20 protein-coding genes are annotated in these 19101 nt (G+C 41.8%); 10 read left to right on the top strand and 10 right to left on the bottom strand.

Going from position 1 to position 19101, the window contains the following annotated elements:
- Positions 1-4: 4 nt before the first annotated feature.
- Positions 5-712: a histidine utilization repressor gene (gene hutC / locus J7384_RS11350; protein ID WP_209114088.1), complete on the bottom strand. Its 708-nt coding sequence runs from the start codon at positions 710-712 to the stop codon at positions 5-7.
- A gap of 162 nt (positions 713-874) precedes the next feature.
- Here hutC and hutI point away from each other — a divergent pair, with 162 nt between their 5' ends.
- Both hutI and J7384_RS11340 read left to right on the top strand, forming a co-directional pair.
- Positions 875-2116 carry an imidazolonepropionase gene (gene hutI / locus J7384_RS11345; protein WP_209114086.1) on the top strand — a complete coding sequence of 414 codons (1242 nt, stop codon included), beginning with the start codon at positions 875-877 and terminating at the stop codon, positions 2114-2116.
- Between the two features lie 76 nt (positions 2117-2192).
- The gene (locus J7384_RS11340) at positions 2193-4310 is read left to right on the top strand and encodes a GGDEF domain-containing phosphodiesterase (protein WP_209114084.1); all 2118 of its coding nucleotides are present in this window, start codon (positions 2193-2195) and stop codon (positions 4308-4310) included.
- A gap of 30 nt (positions 4311-4340) precedes the next feature.
- Here J7384_RS11340 and rraA read toward each other — a convergent pair whose 3' ends face one another.
- Positions 4341-4826 carry a ribonuclease E activity regulator RraA gene (gene rraA, locus J7384_RS11335; protein ID WP_209114082.1) on the bottom strand — a complete coding sequence of 162 codons (486 nt, stop codon included), beginning with the start codon at positions 4824-4826 and terminating at the stop codon, positions 4341-4343.
- A gap of 151 nt (positions 4827-4977) precedes the next feature.
- Between rraA and J7384_RS11330 the strand changes: the two genes are divergently transcribed.
- The 4 genes from J7384_RS11330 (at position 4978) to J7384_RS11315 (ending at position 11342) form a co-directional block, all read left to right on the top strand.
- A complete protein-coding gene (locus J7384_RS11330; protein WP_209114081.1) occupies positions 4978-6978 on the top strand; it encodes an EAL domain-containing protein in 2001 nt (666 codons plus the stop codon).
- A 92-nt stretch (positions 6979-7070) separates the two neighbouring features.
- Positions 7071-8015, top strand: coding sequence for a cytochrome c peroxidase (locus tag J7384_RS11325; RefSeq protein ID WP_209114079.1), 945 nt, complete (start codon positions 7071-7073; stop codon positions 8013-8015).
- On the top strand, positions 8005-9345 hold the full coding sequence (locus J7384_RS11320; RefSeq protein ID WP_209114077.1) for a diguanylate cyclase: 1341 nt from the start codon (positions 8005-8007) through the stop codon (positions 9343-9345). The genes J7384_RS11325 and J7384_RS11320 overlap by 11 nt, the downstream gene beginning before the upstream one ends.
- Positions 9346-9482: 137 nt before the next feature.
- Positions 9483-11342, top strand: a complete 1860-nt coding sequence (locus J7384_RS11315) for a methyl-accepting chemotaxis protein (RefSeq protein WP_209114075.1) — start codon at positions 9483-9485, stop codon at positions 11340-11342.
- A gap of 62 nt (positions 11343-11404) precedes the next feature.
- On the opposite strand, the gene J7384_RS11310 is transcribed toward J7384_RS11315, so the two are convergent.
- The 3 genes from J7384_RS11310 to J7384_RS11300 all read right to left on the bottom strand — a co-directional run bounded on the left by J7384_RS11310 (position 11405) and on the right by J7384_RS11300 (position 12752).
- The gene (locus J7384_RS11310; protein WP_209114074.1) at positions 11405-11590 is read right to left on the bottom strand and encodes a hypothetical protein; all 186 of its coding nucleotides are present in this window, start codon (positions 11588-11590) and stop codon (positions 11405-11407) included.
- A 169-nt stretch (positions 11591-11759) separates the two neighbouring features.
- Positions 11760-12473 carry a hypothetical protein gene (locus J7384_RS11305; RefSeq protein WP_209114072.1) on the bottom strand — a complete coding sequence of 238 codons (714 nt, stop codon included), beginning with the start codon at positions 12471-12473 and terminating at the stop codon, positions 11760-11762.
- An 18-nt stretch (positions 12474-12491) separates the two neighbouring features.
- Positions 12492-12752, bottom strand: coding sequence for a helix-turn-helix domain-containing protein (locus J7384_RS11300; protein ID WP_209114070.1), 261 nt, complete (start codon positions 12750-12752; stop codon positions 12492-12494).
- A 184-nt stretch (positions 12753-12936) separates the two neighbouring features.
- Here J7384_RS11300 and J7384_RS11295 point away from each other — a divergent pair, with 184 nt between their 5' ends.
- On the top strand, positions 12937-13176 hold the full coding sequence (locus tag J7384_RS11295; protein WP_209114068.1) for a hypothetical protein: 240 nt from the start codon (positions 12937-12939) through the stop codon (positions 13174-13176).
- A gap of 17 nt (positions 13177-13193) precedes the next feature.
- On the opposite strand, the gene J7384_RS11290 is transcribed toward J7384_RS11295, so the two are convergent.
- The 5 genes from J7384_RS11290 to J7384_RS11270 all read right to left on the bottom strand — a co-directional run bounded on the left by J7384_RS11290 (position 13194) and on the right by J7384_RS11270 (position 16652).
- Complete coding sequence (locus J7384_RS11290; RefSeq protein WP_209114066.1) at positions 13194-13598, bottom strand: gamma-butyrobetaine hydroxylase-like domain-containing protein; 405 nt, start codon at positions 13596-13598, stop codon at positions 13194-13196.
- Between the two features lie 31 nt (positions 13599-13629).
- Positions 13630-14958, bottom strand: coding sequence for an ATP-dependent protease ATPase subunit HslU (gene hslU / locus J7384_RS11285; RefSeq protein WP_209114064.1), 1329 nt, complete (start codon positions 14956-14958; stop codon positions 13630-13632).
- An 18-nt stretch (positions 14959-14976) separates the two neighbouring features.
- A complete protein-coding gene (hslV, locus tag J7384_RS11280) occupies positions 14977-15495 on the bottom strand; it encodes an ATP-dependent protease subunit HslV (protein WP_209114062.1) in 519 nt (172 codons plus the stop codon).
- 170 nt (positions 15496-15665) lie between these two features.
- Positions 15666-16220 carry an SPOR domain-containing protein gene (locus J7384_RS11275; protein WP_209114060.1) on the bottom strand — a complete coding sequence of 185 codons (555 nt, stop codon included), beginning with the start codon at positions 16218-16220 and terminating at the stop codon, positions 15666-15668.
- A gap of 195 nt (positions 16221-16415) precedes the next feature.
- A complete protein-coding gene (locus J7384_RS11270) occupies positions 16416-16652 on the bottom strand; it encodes a hypothetical protein (RefSeq protein ID WP_209114058.1) in 237 nt (78 codons plus the stop codon).
- 101 nt (positions 16653-16753) lie between these two features.
- Between J7384_RS11270 and J7384_RS11265 the strand changes: the two genes are divergently transcribed.
- The 3 genes from J7384_RS11265 (at position 16754) to J7384_RS11255 (ending at position 19089) form a co-directional block, all read left to right on the top strand.
- Entirely contained in the window at positions 16754-17338 is a 585-nt protein-coding gene (locus J7384_RS11265; protein ID WP_209114056.1) for a TetR/AcrR family transcriptional regulator, read from the top strand.
- Between the two features lie 138 nt (positions 17339-17476).
- Complete coding sequence (locus J7384_RS11260) at positions 17477-18169, top strand: hypothetical protein (protein WP_209114054.1); 693 nt, start codon at positions 17477-17479, stop codon at positions 18167-18169.
- Positions 18170-18180: 11 nt separating this feature from the next.
- Complete coding sequence (locus J7384_RS11255; protein ID WP_209114052.1) at positions 18181-19089, top strand: sterol desaturase family protein; 909 nt, start codon at positions 18181-18183, stop codon at positions 19087-19089.
- Positions 19090-19101: the final 12 nt, after the last annotated feature.

Raw genomic sequence — 19101 nt, 5'->3', positions numbered from 1 at the left:
ACGATTATTCCTGAAAGGTTAAATGACCACCAAGGCGATACTTGTCGCCGGGCGCGGTCAAAATAGCGAAACTGACGACACCTTGATTTGACCAGGTGCGTCGTTTGATTTGTAAACAAGCCTGTTGTTGGCTGATTTGTAGAAAGTCTGCGACGGTTTGCGAAGGCAAAATTGCCTCTATTTCGTGTGTTGCTTCAGTCAGTGGTGCCTGTGCCGAAAGGTACTCATGCGGCGTTATTTTTTTGAAGTTTTGTTTGTTGTAGCCGGGAATAACATTGGCGTTAACATAACGCTGCTCAAGTTGCAGCGGTTGATCGTTTTCGCAATGTAAGATCTCCGAGTAGTAAACTTGATCGCCGGGGTTCAAGTTTAACTGGATTGCCAATTCACGATCGAGTTCACGACTGCTAAGTTCGAGCAATATCGCGTGGTGTTGATGACCACGGCCTTCTATTTCAACGGCAATATTTTTTATTTCCAACATCGACGACTGCGATTTAAAGGTCGCGACAAAAGTACCAGCACCTTGGCTGCGAACCAATAACCCTTGTTCGGTTAGCTCTTGTAGTGCCCGTCTAGCGGTCATGCGACTAACGTTAAAACGCTCGGCGAGCTCATTTTCTGATGGCACTTTACTGTGTTGCTGCCATTGACCTGATTCGATTTGATCACAAATAAACTGCTTGATTTGGGTAAATTTCGCTGGCGCCATTAGTTATTGCTCTAGATTGTTGAGTGTTTTTGGTGAATTTAGTTGTCTATACAATCTCATGTTTTTTAGCTAAAAGCAATGCTTGTATATACAACTCTTGCTTTCACTGAGTAAACTGATTACAGTCTCACTATTCAATGTGACAATAAGACTTCAACCCAAATGACATTTTCACCGACAACACACTGGCAAACTCTTTGGATTAACGTGCATTTAGCGACGATGACTGACGGCAGTAACAGTTACGGCGCAATTGAAAACGGTGCGCTTGCTATCGCAGACGATAAAATAGCTTGGCTTGGTAAACAGTCTGATTTACCCACATACGACAGTGAAAAAGTACAAGTGATAGATGGCCAGGGGCAGTGGTTAACACCGGGCTTGATTGATTGTCACAGCCATATTATTTACGGCGGCCAACGGGCCAATGAGTTTGAAATGCGCCTGCAAGGTAAAAGCTATCAAGAAATAGCACAAGCCGGCGGTGGCATTGTTTCAACGGTTGCCGCAACTCGTGCCGCCAGTGAGCAAGATCTATTGGCAAGTGCTAAACCGAGATTAAATGCGCTTTATAGGCAGGGTGTTACCACTATTGAGATTAAGTCGGGCTATGGTTTGGATTGCGCTAATGAGCTAAAAATGCTGCGGGTTGCTAATGAACTTAAAGCACATTTTCCCGTGACGATTAAACCAACCTTTTTGGGCGCGCACGCATTGCCAACTGAATTTAAAGACGATGGCGATGGCTATATCGATTTAGTTTGCCAGCAAATGATTCCGCAGGTTGCCGAACTAGGTTTAGCAGATACGGTTGACGTATTTTGCGAAAACATTGGCTTTAACCTTGAGCAAACCGAACGGGTTTTTGTCGCCGCTAAAGAACATGGTTTAGCGATAAAAGTGCATGCTGAGCAACTGTCTGATTTAGGAGGCAGTGTTTTGGCTGCTAAGTATCAGGCGTTGTCATCTGATCATGTTGAATATTTGTCGGAGCAGGGCGTTATCGCGATGAAAAACGCCAATATGACCGCGGTGATTTTACCGGGAGCGTTTTACTTTTTGCGAGAAACGCAACTGCCGCCAATTGATTTGCTGCGCAAACATCAAGTACCTATGGCGATTGCCACCGATGCCAATCCGGGATCGTCACCTATTCATTCTATTCAATTAATGCTCAACATGGCCTGTACGCTGTTTCGTTTTACACCAGCTGAGGCACTGGCAGGGGTAACTTGTTTTGGTGCTAAAGCATTGGGGTTAGCAAGTAATAAAGGCCAGTTGGCAGTTGGGCTTGATGCCGATATTGCTTGTTGGCAAATTAGTCAACCGGCAGAGCTCAGTTACCAATTTGGTGTTAATCCACTGACTAAATTAATGATTGGCGGCAAAATAACGATAAATTAATCACAATTGACTGATTTTTGTTCAGGCGTTGCCTGTACAATCATCGCAATTTTATTATAGGCTAAGGAGAGTCGTAGTGAATATAAGTGCAAATGCCAAAATGGATAATCGTCGGGCTTTTTCGTTATCAGTATGTAACAAACCCTTTGTTGCTTTACTGATGCTGTTGTTTAGCTTTCCGGCAGCAGCCAAGGTTAATACATTTTCTTTTATTGAATTCAATATTGCTTTCTTGTTGGGCTTGAGCTTACCGTTATTGCTACTGACGAGTTTGGCGAAAAAGTCGATGAAAGCGAGCTGGCGCTACCCGGTAGTGTTAGTAATAAGCTTGCTCACTTTACTCTATGCCAGTAATCATGTCTCTGATAATCAACAACTGGTTATTCTGGCGTCTAGTGTTGTTTTTCTCTCGATACTGTCGGTGTGGCCGATTTTAACTAGCGCCAGTGAGGAGTATCAAATTGCGTCGGCCAATTATATCGTTGGCGGCATTGCTCTTAGCGCGTTTGGATATATCGCAACACTGTTCATTTACCCGAAACTAGACGCCTATTTAGTGTGGCTGTTAGTCAGTGGATTAATTTTACTGTTGGCATTTAGTCGACTGATTATCATCACGGCAAAGTATAAAATTTCTATTGCACGAAATGTTGCCCTTTGGTTGCTAGCCTGTGTTTTTGCAACGGCGCTTTACTTATGGTTAACGGTACAAGTGAGTATTCTTTGGCTGGTGGTTTCTGCGATGCTCGCTTACTTGATGGCAATGCTCAACACCAGTTGGAGTATTGTAAAAAAAATTAGCCAGCAGCGAAAAGAAATTGAACATCAAAAACAAGAGAATGCTTACCTCGTTGCTAAACCCTCTATTTATGATCCGATTACTAACTTGCCTAGTTATGCTCATGCCATTGAGCGCTTTGGCGAGTTTCTCAAAGATGACGAACACAAAAGTTGCGCGGCAATTGTTTTTAAGCCGATAAATTTTAAAAAGGTTAACAAAGTACTGGGCCACCAAAACTCAGATTTGCTCCTGCTTCAGTTTGCTTACTGTTTGCAAAAGCACTTAGAACACGACTCGAGTTTGCTTAATTTTGCTCAGTCTTCTTCAGCGATTAGAGTGGCGCGCTTGCAAAGTTTGAATTTTTTAGTAGTGCTTGATTTAACCGATGAATATCACCCTGAACGCTCGGTCATTGAAAGTTTGTGTCAGCAATTGGTTGCTGTCGTGCCAGAAGCGATGAGTTTTAAAAGCTTCTCACTAAACTTTGAGTTGGCATTTGGCGTGGCTTTACACGAATATGGCGATAGCGCTGAACAGTTGATTGCCAATGCTGGGGACGCTTTATTGATGGGTGAAAAGCAACATCAAACCATTGCCTATTTTGATCAAGAATCTATTTTATATAACGAGCGTCAGTTATTGAAAATGGAACGTTTGAAACAAGATATTGAACAAGAGAATTTAACATGGCGTATACAACCTCAGGTTGAGTTATCAAGCAAGGCGCTCAAAGGTTTTGAATTGCAGGTGTTTTGGCACTACCAACGAGAGCAACTGTTGGCTTTGGATGAATTTGTCTCAATTGCTGAGTTTAGTGGTGAGCTCTACCGACTTACGCGGACGATGTTAAAGCAAGCTTTTCATGCATTGCATCGCATTCACCAAGCCGGTGTTTATCAGCCCATTTCAGTTAATTTGTCGAGCCAAGAATTGTTAGAGCCAGACCTTGTTGATTATATCGAACAGCAGCTCAGCAATTACTCGTTGTCGGCAAAATACTTTGTTATTGAGCTCAATGAAACTGTGTTGTTAAACGCGTCTGAGCGCGCTAAGTTGATTATTGATCAGCTGCGAGTACTCGGTGTTCGTATTTGTATTAGTGATTTCTCAGGAAGCTATGAGGCACTGCGCTATTTGCGCCGATTAACGGTTCAGCAAGTTAAAGTTAATTGTCACAATATTGCCAGTCTAGAACACAAAGAAGACAAAGCAATCGCTAACGCTTTGGTTAATCTTGCACAAGTAATGAAACTACCGTTAATTGGCTATGGTGTTGATACCGCCGCTACCGGTAAAGTTTTTCAAGAAGTTGGTGGCAGGGTTCTTCAAGGAAAAATGATTGAAGATGGTGTTGAACTAGATGCAATTGAACCTTGGTTAGAGAGCTGGCAGCGCCAGCACCCGAGTCGTTGATTTGTTGGAGTAACCGAACCGTTTGACGTGTTACTCAATATCTAATGGTTCAGGGGATAAAATAATACCCGTGTTGTCGGCGTAAATGTGATCTTCAGGCAAGAAGGTAACGCCGGCAAAGTTAATGGCAACATCACTTTCACCAATTTCTTCATCGGTTGCACCTACGGGGATTGAAACCAGTGCTTGGATGCCTAAATCAATCTCTTCTAGGGCATCGACGTCGCGAACACTGCCGTAACAAACAATACCTTCCCAGCCGTTTTCAGCCGCAAGTTCAGCTAAGCTAATATCGATAAGGGCTCGACGAGTAGAGCCGCCGCCATCGATGACTAGGACTTTGCCAGTACCGTCATTGCTCAATACTTGCTGGATTAAGCCATTGTTTTCGAAGCATTTTAATGTAACCACCTGACCACCAAATGAATTTCGGCCGGCATAGTTACTAAAAATCGGTTCTACCACGTCAATTAAGTCGGCGTAAATATCACAAAGCTCAGAGGTATTATATTCCATAGTGTTCTCGCACTCGTATTGAAGCAAAAGTCACTGCTAGTATAACGGCTTAACAAGCTAGCACAAGCGGTTGTTCCCGGGGAAATCTACTTGTATTAGTCAATAAAACATTATTTAATACAGCTAATTATTTTTAAAAAAAGTAGCCTGAATGGCGGCCACCTTACTCGGACTTTCAACCTTATACTCAGTTGAAGCACTAGTGATGCTAGTGTTGAGTTTTCTCGTGCTGCTGTTTTACCGAGATTCAGGTGTCACTTTTATTAAGCTCTTAACCATTAGCTTATTCTTTCTAGCGACTAGCCTCGTTGGTTTAGCCATACAGTCGTGGTTGGGTATCGTCAGCTTAGCGAGTTCGCAATACCTCCTCGTCTCTTTTTTGATTGTCGCGAGCAAATATCTCCACTTACTTTTCTTGTTATTTGCGATATATATTGCCCGCAGCCGAAATCGGGTTGGGTTTAAATGGCTAGTGTTGAGCAGTGCCTTTATTGTCATTTTATCGGCATTTAGTGTTATCGCTTATGCCACCGATAGCACCGCCTTGTATAGCCGTTTTTACTTGCGCGAAAGCCTGGTTTCCTTAATTTACGGCTGTAGCTTTTTGTTCGTTGGTATTTCCCTGTGGATGATTCGCACGGCCTTCTTTACGCGCAGGGTGATGATAACTCTAGCGGCGTGGTTTACGTTGCGTTATTTGCTGTTCGCGTTTGGTTCAGTCATCGTGTTAGCTACCGACTGGTTTCGCAGCATTTTATTGGTGCTGCCATACCTAGATGCCGGTGGTCACATGGTACTTGGTTTTATAGTGTTAATATGGTTGCAGGAAGCCGAACGTTATCAAACTGATCACGTTAAAAACAAGGCTAAATATCTTGATAAACACGACTCGTTAACCGGTGCCTTAAATCGTGAACAAGTGATGGAAAAGTTACCACTTGCGATGGAACAAGCGCGTGATAATGGCAGTGAGCTTGCGTTATTTCTGATTGATATTAAGCACTTTAAATTTCTTAACAATACTTATGGCTTAAAAGCAGGTGATCAAGTTTTAGGTGAAGTTGCAACGCGTTTACGACAAAGTATTTTGATGCCGAATATCGTTGGTCGACTCAGTGGCGATTCGTTTATTTACGCGGTGGAAGTTTACCAGCAAGAGCAGCTTAAGGTCGTTGAAACCCATTTGCATGAGGTGATTAGTCGCGCTTATCAAATAGGGCAAGAAAGCATTTTGATTCAAGCAACCACCGGCTACGCGACGTTTCCTACCCACGGCGATGTTGCAGAAGATTTATTGCAAAAAGCCAATATAGCGCTGCACCAAGCGGAAGTGACGAATATTTCAGGATTGGCTTATCAACCGGGCATGGAGGCGCAAAGCCAAGAGCTGTTGGCGCGAGAAAAAGAGTTAAAGCAAGCGATGCAAGATCATCAGCTGGTGCTTCACTTTCAGCCACAACTCAACCTTTATACTAACCGTTTAGAGGGCGTAGAAGCTTTGGTAAGGTGGCAACACCCTGAAAATGGCCTGTTATTTCCGGGCGACTTTTTAGACGATATTGAGAAGCTTGGCCTCAGTAGCGAACTCGACAACTATGTTTTAGATATGGCGTGTCAGCAAATAGCCGCTTGGTATCAAGAATATCAACGACGTGTGACTGTTGCGGTTAATTTAACCGCCGTGGAGTTTCAAGATCCCAAGCTAATTGCAACGATTCAAAGCTTGTTGTTTAAGTACGAAATACCGCCCAAGTGTTTAGAACTAGAAATTACTGAAAATGTCGTTATTACTGATATTGCAACGGTTATGGATACCATAGTTGTATTGCAAAACATGGGTATCAGTGTTTCGATTGACGATTTTGGTACTGGTTATTCTTCACTTGCCTACTTGCGAGAATTGCCAATAGATAAAATTAAAATTGATCGCAGTTTTATTAAAGACGTTGCCAATAACGACTCGGATATCACCATTGTGAAATCCATGATAAAGCTCTCTCATGGCTTAGGTAAGCGAGTACTGGCTGAAGGTGTCGAAGATGAAAGCCAACTCAGTATTCTAAAAAGTCTTGGTTGTGATGCCGTTCAAGGTTACTTTATCGCTAAACCTATGCCGACTGAGGCGCTTGCTAAGTATTTAGAACGTAAATAGTTTCCGTAACTTTTGTCATAGCTCTCGACTAGCTTGTGACAATAAACTCGGTTAGAATATAAGTTGGTCGTTTAGTAAGCAGAGGAGGTTACTTGAAGTTCATTATCGTCATTAGTGTGTTGTTATTTCATACTATGTTTAGTTCGGCGGTATTGGCACAAAACAGTAATCTTTTTTTTCCGCTACCTGAGCAAGCTAACTATAACGAAGACAAAGCCGCGTTGGGTAAGTTGCTGTTTTTAGATCCAATACTGTCTAAAGATCAAAATTATACCTGTTTGTCGTGCCACAATATTTACTTCAATGGTGCCGACACGAGAGCGTTTTCCCCTGGCTATCAGCAAAAGTTTGCTCGCTTAAATACTCCCACCGTTTACAACGTCAGCTTTAATCAAATTTTCTCATGGGTAGGTCGTGGTAAAACGCTTGCGGAGCAAAGCAGTTTTCCCATTTTATCTAACAATGAAATGGCACTTGATCGAAGTACTGTTGAACAACGTGTCACTGAAAAGTATGGCGCAAACTTTGAAAAGCTATACGGCAAAAAACAAGTCAGCTTTGAACAGGTACTCGATGTGTTGGCAGAATTTCAAAAGGCATTGGTGACGCCAAACGCGCGTTTTGATCAATACCTGCGCGGAGAGATATCTTTAACAGAACAAGAAGCCATGGGCTATAAGCTCTTTAAACAATACGGCTGCGCGTCTTGCCACAATGGTATCAATATTGGTGGAAATTCTTTTCAGAAATACGGGGTCTTTAAAAAGCGTAAATGGAATCAAGAGGTTGTCGATAGATTCCAAATTAGTGGTCGTGACAAGGACAAGTACGTTTACCGAGTACCGAGTTTACGGAATGTGGCCAAAACAGCGCCGTACTTTCATCACGGTAAAGCTAAAACACTCGATAAGGCCATTGATGTGATGGCACAAATTAATTTGGGAAGAAAAATAGAAGCCTCAGAACGCAAGAGTATCGAAGCTTTTCTCAAAACGTTAACTGGTCAATTACCTGATATTTTAGCAAATGATAAATAAGAATAACTTCTCCAATATTTTAGTTGTACTCTACATTTTGCTGGGTGTCGCTTTGATTGTCGATTACGGGTATCAGCGCAGTTTGAACCAGCAATTAGCGGCTAAAGTGAATCAGTTGACCAATCAAAACAAGATTATCGATAGCCAGTTTAAAGCTGAGGTATTGAGTAATATGTTTGTTTTTTACTACAGTTTTGATGCGCTCAATCAACATTTCACTGAACTCAATGAAAGTCGCGATGCAATCGCAGCAATGCTGGAAGAGCTTGAAAGTAAAGATCGATTGTCGGGCCAGGTGATGGCTGACTTTGCCCATTACAAGTTGCGCCTGACGAGTTTGACTCAACAGCTTGATGATTTTCGAGCTTACAATGCAACCACTAAAAACTCTTTTGTCTTTTTAACTCGCTTGTTAGTTGAATACTCTGATGAATTTGCAGACCAGCAGTTTTCACCGGCTGAATTGCGCAGTATGTATTCGGTGTTAGCGGGAATAACGCAAGTGCGGGCAACGATGGATATCAGCCTGTTGCCAGGAATCAACCAAGAGAGTGAGCGTTTGTGTCAGTTAAGTGACTGTCAGACCAGTCACACATTAGTTGCTTCATTCTATCAACACAGTCAGCACTTTATCGATAACTACCCGAGTCTACTGTCAATTTATCAAGCCCTTATGCAAAATGAGCGCGAGCAATTAATTAATTATATTCAAATTCAGCAAACTGAGTTTTTACAGCGCGAGCAGAGCCGAGAAAGCATTGTCTATTGGCTGATCATCGGCTACTTAGTGTTTACCTTACTGTTGATGATTTACTTCTTTATTGATCAGAAAAAATATCAAGTACTGTCAGAGCGAGATAATTTAACCAAGCTAAATAACCGACAAGCTTACGAACTCTCGATGAATAGGGCGCTTACGGCGTTTGAACAGCAAGAAGTTAAACACGCCTTGGTATTGTTGGACATTGACCACTTTAAGCAAGTTAACGACAATTACGGTCATGATATCGGTGATATCATTCTTAAAGAAGTCGTAGAGATATTAAAAGCCAACAGTCGCGGGCATGATCAGATATTCCGTTACGGCGGTGAAGAGTTTGCGATTATTTCAACAAATGTCGAAAACCTAGACAGCCAACTAGAGCGTATTCGTAGCGCTGTAGAGAGCTTTGTGTTTACTGACGTCGGCCATATCACCATTAGTATTGGCGCAACTGATTTTCGTAGTAAAGATGGCAAGTACGGTATTTTTAAACGCGCTGATAAGTGTTTGTACCAAGCTAAATCTCTAGGTCGAAACCGCATAGAAATCGACCGATTAATGCCATAGCAGTAAGGGAAATGTTTGTCATAAATCTGTCATAAAAACAGATTAATATGCCAATATTAAGCCGCTTAGAAGTTAAACTTCAAAGCGGCTTTTGTCTTGTTAATAGCTGTTAAATTTATCATTTTATTGAGGGCTTTATGTTAATTAAGCATAAGTTAATTGTTAATACTGCGGTGTGTATTATCGCGCTACTTTTTATGCTGGCGTTACTGCTGTTTACTCTCAATGCGTCAGACACTGACTTAAAAATAGCTAAAGGTATTACTTCGGTTGAATCAGGTGTTTTACAGTTAAGGCGTCATGAAAAAGACTTTTTGGCGCGCAAAGATCTCAAGTATGTTGAAAAGTTTCGCAGCGAGATGACTGCGTTAAATAACAATGTTGACGAGCTCGAACAAGATTTTGCTAGTATTTCTGTTTCACTATCTGAAATTGATGAAATAAAGTCTGTTTTCAGTGAGTACCTCAACTACTTCAACCAGTTAGTTAGTGCCCAACAAGTGATTGGTTTGCACGCTAAAGACGGCCTATATGGTGAACTTAGGCAACGAGTACACGAAGTTGAAACCTTGATCGGTAAAGACGATTTTGAGTTGCTAAGTGGTATGTTACAACTTAGGCGCAATGAAAAAGACTTTATGTTGCGCTTGGACAACAAATACGTCACGAGATTAAATAACAACACCGATAAACTGATTGGTTTAACGCAACAGAGTCAATTAGCTGCCGAGCGCAAAGCGAACATTGAACAACTGCTCAAGAGCTACCGACAAGCATTTTTAAATCTTGCCGAGCAGCAAGAACGTCTTGGTTATAATGCAGAGCAGGGCATTCAAGGGCAAATGCGGGCAACAGTTCATCAGGTTAACAGTAAGCTCGAAAACTTAATGGCTGCGAGTCAAGAGCAAAATGATGCTCATAGAAACTTTGTCTTTGTTACTGCGCTCGCTATTTTCTCTGTAATTACTCTTTTGGTCTTGGCTCTTGCTTGGTATATAAGTCGCAAGATTCACCGTTCAATTAAGCAACTTAAACTCGCAATGGAACAGGTTGCTTCTAGCCAAGATTTGTCGATATCAGCGTCTGAGCAGGGTAATGATGAATTGGCAGAAATGGCAGTAGTATTCAATAAGATGCTGTCTAATTTCAGACACTTAATTGGCGAGGTGAACCAATCGGTAACCACGGTTAATACCGCAACTGTCAATCTCGCTCGAAATATTGAGCTCACCAACCAAGGGGTTAACACTCAAGTTCAGGAAACGGATTTAGTCGCAACCGCGGTTACTGAAATGGTGGCGACAGTTGAAGAAATCGCCAACAACACGACTCAAGCCGCAGAACGCGCAGAGATTGCCAATACTAATGCGGTACAAGGTCAGCACAGTGTTAGCCAAACACTCAGTCAAATAGAACTGTTATCGACTCAGCTTAGTGATTCAGAGCAAGTGGTACAAGAACTGGCACAAGACAGTGAAACTATTGGTACTGTGCTTGATGTGATTCGCGGTATTGCCGAACAAACCAATTTACTTGCCTTAAATGCGGCAATTGAAGCGGCTCGAGCTGGGGAGCAAGGGCGTGGCTTTGCCGTAGTTGCCGACGAAGTGAGAACCTTGGCGAGCAGAACGCAAGAGTCAACCCAAGAAATTGAAAATATCATTGAATCATTGCGCCGCCGCACTAAAACCATTGTTCAGCAGATGTCTGACTGTCGTCAGCAAGGCCAAGATAGTGCTGCCCAAGCCAGCAGTGCTGGTGAATTATTGCAAGAGATAGCGAGTGGTGTTGCGACAATTTCTGATATGAATACCGCGATAGCAACTGCTATTCATCAACAAAGTGTAGTTGCAGCAGATGTTAATAAACACGTTATTAATATCCGTGACGTCGCTGAGCAATCCGGTATTTCTGCAGGTGATAACGCACGCATGAGTGAAGAGCTATCGCAACAAGCGCAAGGCCTACAGGCTGAAGTGAGTCAGTTTAAAGTCTAATTTTCGACACTATATACAAAATAAAAGGGCGCAAACTTGCGCCCTTTTTTATCTACCTATCACTAACCATTCAGGTTGAAGTAAAACAATAAATCTTGCCACCAGCTGTTATCTTGTTGGGCTGCTTGTTGCGCCATAGGTGGGACTCTTTTTCCACCAACAGTAGCATTACTTGCTGGTGCCAACGTTAATAAAAATACAGTCAAAATGCTTAGTAATAGTGTTTTTTGTGCGATTAATTTGTTCATAATTTGCTCCATAAGAAACGTAGTTTATTGATTAGTAGTCAAGCTAGTTTGAGAGTTACGGCTGCCGATGTGGGTTGAAATCCACTTTATTGTGCGGTCAAAGCAACTTTGTTGACTAAATTGACTAATAGATTATGAAGACTTTTTGAACAATTTGTTAGAAAGAAAATTAGGCGCTTATTCTATTGGCGAGTGCCAGTTTAGTTGCTCCCGTAATTAACAGGTAAATATTTATAACTTTGAGCGTGTGAAAGAAGTAAATACTTAGTGACCAAACAACAACTACGTTAATCACGAGTATATGACGAACATAGTATTCGACAAGGATAAGAGCGTGCAAAAACATAAAGGCACTCATCAAGTCATGTACATGTAAATCTAATGTTAATGATTTTGATTGTTTGGGAAAATACTGACTGGTTAAAAACACTCGTGTGAATACAAAGTGTCTGGCGAGCACCAAAATATTAATTTGAAACCAATACCAATCTAATCTCAGATCTTTGTAATTGGTTAAATACCAATACAGTTCAGCGACTAGCGTGATAGCTAAAAGAACAAGGAGGGGAGTGCGATACTCTTCTTCTTTAATTTTTATTAGTGTTAGTAGTAAACCGAGATAAACTAAGGCTTTTGTTTGTATACTCTCTCTTTCCGCGACTATGTACCAACCTGCTTCATCCAGTAGTTTGGCAACGAGTAGTATTGCTACTAAACCTGCGATATTGATATTTTTTGGATTTAGTACGACTACAAAAGCTAATGTGGCGAAGTAAAGCCAATCAAACCAAAATGGATTGTCAAAAGTAAAAACGCCAGCTACGGTGAGTAAACTGGCGATAGTAATGGTGAGCACACGCTCTGAAATTGCTTTTATAAACATATATTGGATTGTACATGGCTAGATGCCAAAGTAACTTGTTATTCCTTGCCGAAATTTTGCTAATAAAGATGAGTGTGCGTGACTTTTACAAGCTCTAAACCAGCGTTTAACCGTTTCCATCTTCAGTGTTGCTATGGTTCCTTGATGTTTATTTTCAATTGCTACCACGGTTTCTCTACTCAAACCTATTCTGTCGGCAAGCTCTTTCTGTGTTAACCCTGCGTCGATTCGCATTTGTTTTAAGTCTGAGGCCATCTCAGCTTTGTCATATTTAAACATTGTTGTTCCTTGTTGCCCAAAAACACTGATGAATGCATTTTTTAACTAAGAGTACTCCTTTGAAGTCAAATAAGTTGCATGCAGTGCTGAATAATACTACTAGTTTGTGTAATACAAACCACATTATTACCTTTAAAATAAACCTAGCTTGGCAAAAAAACAACTAAATAATAGGATATTAATAATGCTTAGCGATGGCATTACCGTAACGGAATTCAAGCAATTGGTGTCTATATTTCCCAGTCAGTATGTACTGACTTATGTTGTTGATCTTCAAGATGGATTAATCGATCCGAGTCCGAAACGTCGTGCGGCATTTGCTTCAATGGTCTCTCGGTATAGAAATTGTTTTGATGGCCACACTGATTTGACTGAACATGGCGAGTTGGAACAGTTGATTAACGAGTTTTTAAGTAATAATTAGTTAGCTGGGAATAAGCTCTAAACTAGCTTTATCGCGATACTCGCTTCACGAGTGAGGTTTTGAGCTTTTAGTTCGGCTAGATAAGCTTGCCAGTAGTGATTGTGTTGGCTGTGCAAATGCTGGAGCTGCTCAGAGGTCGCGATAAAATGATAGTTGTCGTCGAAACAAAGCCTAAAACCATGTTCACCAACAGACTCAATACGCTTGAGTAAAACACCTTTGTGATTACTCGGCAAAACGACTTTTTTCGCTGAGTGGTTTGAGTGCTTGTCGGAATCTGAACTAGGTTGCCACTGGCTACATACCCGTAAATACTCATAACGTAGCGAGAGCTTTTGGCCGTTTTCAAAAACGACTAATAAACTGTTGCAGCTATTGTCGAGGGTAAATTGAGTAACGCTTTGCGTGTGAGTCTGTTGCAAGTGACAATCCTGTATTAAGCAAATAGTCGCTTTATAAAATAAAGCGACTTAAGTCTTCGTTTTCAACCACTTCAGTTAAGGTTTTCTCAACATAAGCGCGATCGATAACAAAGCTTTCACCGGCACGATCATTTGCGTTAAATGAAATGTCTTCCATTAAACGTTCCATCATCGTATGTAAACGACGAGCGCCGATGTTTTCAGTGGTTTCGTTAACCTGCCAAGCGGCTTTAGCAATTGCTTCAATACCGTCTTTGGTATAGCTCATTTCAACACCTTCAGTGGCCATTAACGCTTGATACTGTTCGGTAAGGGAAGCATTAGGCTCAGTTAAAATACGAACGAAATCTTCTGAACTTAACGCTTGTAGCTCAACGCGAATTGGCAAACGACCTTGTAACTCAGGGATTAAATCAGAAGGCTTGGCCATTTGGAAAGCACCTGAGGCGATAAACAAAATGTGATCGGTTTTGATCATACCGTGTTTAGTGCTAACGGTAGAGCCTTCAACTAATGGCAGCAAGTCACGCTGAACACCTTCGCGCGATACGTCAGGACCTGAGCTGTCGCCACGCTTACAAATCTTGTCGATTTCATCGATAAAGACAATACCATTTTGTTCAACCGCTTCTAGCGCCAGTTGCTTAATATCGTCTTGATTAACTAATTTCGCCGCTTCTTCTTCTTGCAAAGATTTTAATGCATCTTTGATTTTCAATTTGCGGGTTTGTTTTTTCTCACCTGACATGCCTTGGAACATGTTTTGAAGCTGAGACGTCATTTCTTCCATGCCCGGAGGTGCCATAATTTCAACACCGACTGGTTGCGCGGCTAGGTCAAGCTCAATCTCTTTGTCGTCTAACTTGCCTTCGCGCAGTTTTTTGCGGAACACTTGGCGTGTACTGCTGTTGTCAGTTTGCTCGTCGTTGCCAAAGCTATCGCGAGGGTTTGGCAATAACACATCGAGCACGCGCTCTTCTGCTGCTTCTTCAGCAAGGTGTTTAACGCGCTCCATGGCTTGCTCTTTGGTCATTTTAAAGGCCATATCAGCAAGGTCGCGAATAATGGTTTCTACTTCTTTACCAACGTAGCCAACTTCGGTGAACTTAGTCGCTTCCACTTTGATAAAAGGCGCGTTGGCAAGTTTTGCTAAACGACGAGCAATTTCGGTTTTACCAACACCGGTAGGGCCGATCATTAAAATGTTTTTCGGGGTAACTTCAGTGCGCAACTCATCGTTGAGTTGCATGCGGCGCCAGCGATTTCTCAGAGCAATAGCAACGGCGCGCTTGGCATCTGCTTGACCAACAATGTGGCTGTCTAGCTCGTGAACAATTTCACGTGGAGTCATATTCGACATAATAATTCCTCTTGCTGGTTATAGTTCGTCAATAGTGTGAGACTGGTTGGTGAATACACAAATATCACCAGCAATTTTTAATGATTTTTCAACGATTTCTCGCGCCGACAGCTCGGTGTTTTCAACCATGGCAATCGCCGCAGCTTGAGCAAAATTACCACCGCTACCAATGGCAATAAGGTCGTGTTCTGGTTGTACAACATCACCGTTACCTGTGATGATTAGCGATGTTTCTTCATCGGCAACTGCCAATAAAGCTTCGAGTTTGCGCAATGCGCGATCGCTGCGCCAATCTTTGGCAAGCTCAACGGCAGCGCGGGTTAAATGACCTTGGTGCTGCTCTAGTTTACTTTCAAAGCGCTCGAATAGGGTGAAAGCATCAGCGGTACCGCCAGCAAAACCGGCGAGTACTTTGTTGTTGTATAAGCGACGCACTTTGCGGGCATTACCTTTCATTACGGTATTGCCAAGTGATACTTGACCATCACCACCAATGGCAACTTTGCCATTACGTCTAATAGAAACAATTGTAGTCACGAAAAAATCCTCAAGATAAGGCTGATGGCAATTTCGGCCTTCAGCATCGACTATGGATTATTAAGTGGGGCAAGATCAGCGCTTTTCAAGTCACTGAATGGAGTTTAAGCCAGCCAAACGGTTAAATTTATCTGAGCTGGCTTATTTTCGATAGCTTGACGATGGGATGATTAACGCCAAAGCCAAATTTGACAGTCTAAAACATTGTTGGCTTGTAACTTGTGTTTGTGTTGTTCGGCTAGTCGTTTGCGTTCATAAGGCCCTAAAATAACCCGATAATAAACACCGTTTTTACCTGTGGTACGGCGAATTTGCGACTCTAAGCCTGTAAATGCAATTTGTGCTTTGAGTGCATCAGCTTGTTGTTGGGTTCTAAACGAGCCACATTGCATTTGGTAGGGACCACCTTTTTTAACTTCGTACTTACTGCCTTCTATTTCCTTGTTTTCATAGTCAGTGGGGTAGCTCCACTTTTCTTTTGGCGGTGCAGGCAATTTGTTTTTGTTACTTGCCTTAGTTGTTTGCTTAACTGGCGGCGTTGCAACAGGTGCGGGTTCTTGATCTTTTATTGACCACAGTAAATAGCTAAAACCCGCTATTGCGGCCAACGTGAACAGGATAATTAATTTAGTCTTCAGCGGAAGGCCAGCAGGAGCTGGTGGCGCTTTTTTGTAAGGACTCTTTTTTTTATTTGCAGAACGAGAAACGTAATCTTGTGGTGCCATTTACCGGGGCCATCTATTAGCGAAATACAACAAAAATGAGTCAATATTCTAGCGAAATGAAAGTGAAAAAACACTAGTAACGGTTCAAGAACCGCAAACTAGTGACAATTTAATAGGATATTTGCAGTACTGGGTGTTTTTATAACCTCAGTAGTCGCTCCTTATCTGATGGTCATTGAATGTGGTGTAATGGCTTTAGACACTTGGCCAATGAGGATACATAAAACAACTAGCCGCTACTACCGCCCAAATTAGCATAGTAAACCAATACATTAGTGGCTCACTGTCGCGTCGATAAGGTTGCCAAATGTAAGCGACTCCGCGCACTAAATCGAATAGTAGCCACAAAATGAGCGCTGCACCCAAGTAATAGCTCCAAGGTAAGTCAAACAACGGTCTGTTACTCCAATTCTGTAGAATATAAATTTTCATGCTGATAATTTATATCCTATTACGTTAAATTTTATATTGTCAATATGAAAATTTAATCTCGTTTGATATATTGAATACAGTTAGTATTACGAGGTTATAAAATGGCGAGACCAAGCATGGCTGGACAGCGCCGAGAAGAAATTCTCGACGCGTTAGAATTGTGTATTTTAGAAAAAGGCATTCAAGCAACATCATTGGAATATTTGGCAGAAAAAGCGCAGATGAAGCGCTCTATTTTGCGCCACTATATCGGTAATCGAGACGATATTTTAGTTGCTTTGAGTGAGCGCTGGCGTCAGCGTTATTTAGAGCAGTGGCAGCAACTGCTCACCTGGCTGCCGAAGGACAATCGGGTCGCGGCCTTGCTAGACAATTTATTTACCGTTGGCTCTAAAGACATGGTTAGCGACGCCATTATTGGTGAAGCAATATTTTCAGAGGCCAAGCGCTTAGATGCGATAAAAGCGCATCAGCAAGAGGTGATGAATGAGTTCATCAATGTCTTAATGGCCGAGTTTAGCAATGAATACCCAAATGCAGAACAATCAATTAAAGAAGTTGCCGCTCACGGTATTTACGCAAATTATTTGATGTTTATTTCACTGTTGCCGCTAGCAATGTCTGATGAATTATTTAAACAAAAACAGGCAGCTAAGTTAATCTGCTCGGTTATGACGATGAATTAGTGTTTATTTTCATATTGACAATTAATGGTTTGGTGTGAATAATGCCGCAATTATAAGCAGCAGTGAACTCGCATCATGCGAGTTTGTTGATTATCTCTTTTATTCTTTATTGGGAAAATTAACGGGATGAACTTAACCATGTCAATTTTTACATCGATCGCGATAGCCGTTGCTGTCTGGTTTGTTGTTTGGTTGCAACCCAATGCAATGGCAAACAGTGCACTAGGAAATAGTGCACTAGGAAATAGTGCACCGATGCAAGACCAACCGGCCATACAGTCGTCAAACCATCAAACGTCATCAAATACAAAGGCGATGACTTCAGTGAAAAAAGATAAGTCTGAAGTTAGTGTCAAAGGTATTGCAACATCTATTGTCGAAAACACTGCAGTAAAACCAGCTACGTCAATTAAACCGGTCGAACTCGTTGGTGTTAGTCAACGAGTGGCACTGACTCAAGTCAATCAAGTGTGGCAATCATTTCGCGATAATCAGCACTTGCTACGCGCACTTAAAAGTAACCAATTTGATGTTTATGCTGTTTACCGCAATTTTAACAACAATTTTACCGAAGCAGATCTCGATATTGGCTATCAACGTTCAGCACTTAATGATTCAGTCAAAGTGACTGCGAGCCTACCTGTTGGTAAACGGGTTCAATTATTAGCATCGGGTCAACACAATGATTTAACCATAGCATCAGTGTGGCAGAACATCGATTACAGTCGCGAAATTATTGCGGTTATCGAACGTCACCAAATTGATGCTGAGCAAGACCTAGTCTCGGTCGATGTGATTTACCAAGATTTTCAATTTAGTCCAAGTAAATAGAGGAGCAACCAATGGATACTTTATTTGCCCAAATTAACGAGATGGAAATCTATGGTTGGGAACTTTTTATTGGCGATTGGTTTTTTGTTTTAGCCATGACTCTGTTTGCTTTAGAACTATTGGTTATTGCGATTAAAAAGCAGCTTACCTGGAACTTGGTTGGTGACAGTATTACTAACTTTGTGACTTTGGCAGCTTTTGGCGGTATTAATATTATTATCGGTGCCTTGTTCTACCTAGGTGTTTTTTTCTATGTTTATGAACATTTTACCCTAGGGCACATGCCGATTACTTGGTGGACAGTCGCTTGTTGTATTGTTTTGGCTGACTTAGTTTACTACTGGGAACACCGTTTTATGCACATGACTGGCATAGGCTGGGCCACGCATACGGTTCATCACAGTTCACCGTATTTTAATTTATCGGTGGCCTATCGCTTTGGCCCGCTGGATGGTTTCTTCCCACTTTTCTTCCATCTACCGTTAGTTATGATGGGCTTTCACCCATTTGTTGTGTTCTTGGCTGAAGCCTTGGTACAAATTTATCAAACCTTGCTCCACACTGAGCGCGTCGGCAAGTTGCCAAAATTTATTGAAGCAGTGATGAATACGCCGTCTCACCATCGTGTGCATCACGCGACCAATAGACAGTATCTCGACAAAAACTACGCGGGTGTCTTTATTATTTGGGACAAGATGTTTGGTACTTTTGCCGAGGAGAAAGAAAAAGTCAGTTATGGTGTTTACCCTCGAATAAACAGTGTTAATCCAATTAAAGTGTTTTTTGAAGGCTTTGTTAAACTCGGCAGTCGATTATGGCATGCACCGAGTTGGAGTTATCGATTCAAGTTATTGGTTAAATCACCCACTTGGGCATGGCAACAAGAAAACGCCGCCAAATTAAAAGGTCAACAGTCCTAGATCTTTATTGAT

Origin of the sequence: Endozoicomonas sp. G2_1 (assembly GCF_017744155.1) — a bacterium.
GTDB lineage: Bacteria > Pseudomonadota > Gammaproteobacteria > Enterobacterales > Alteromonadaceae > JAGHQT01.
Note: the sequence above shows the minus strand (reverse complement) of the source record. Positions and strands in the feature narration are given on the sequence as shown.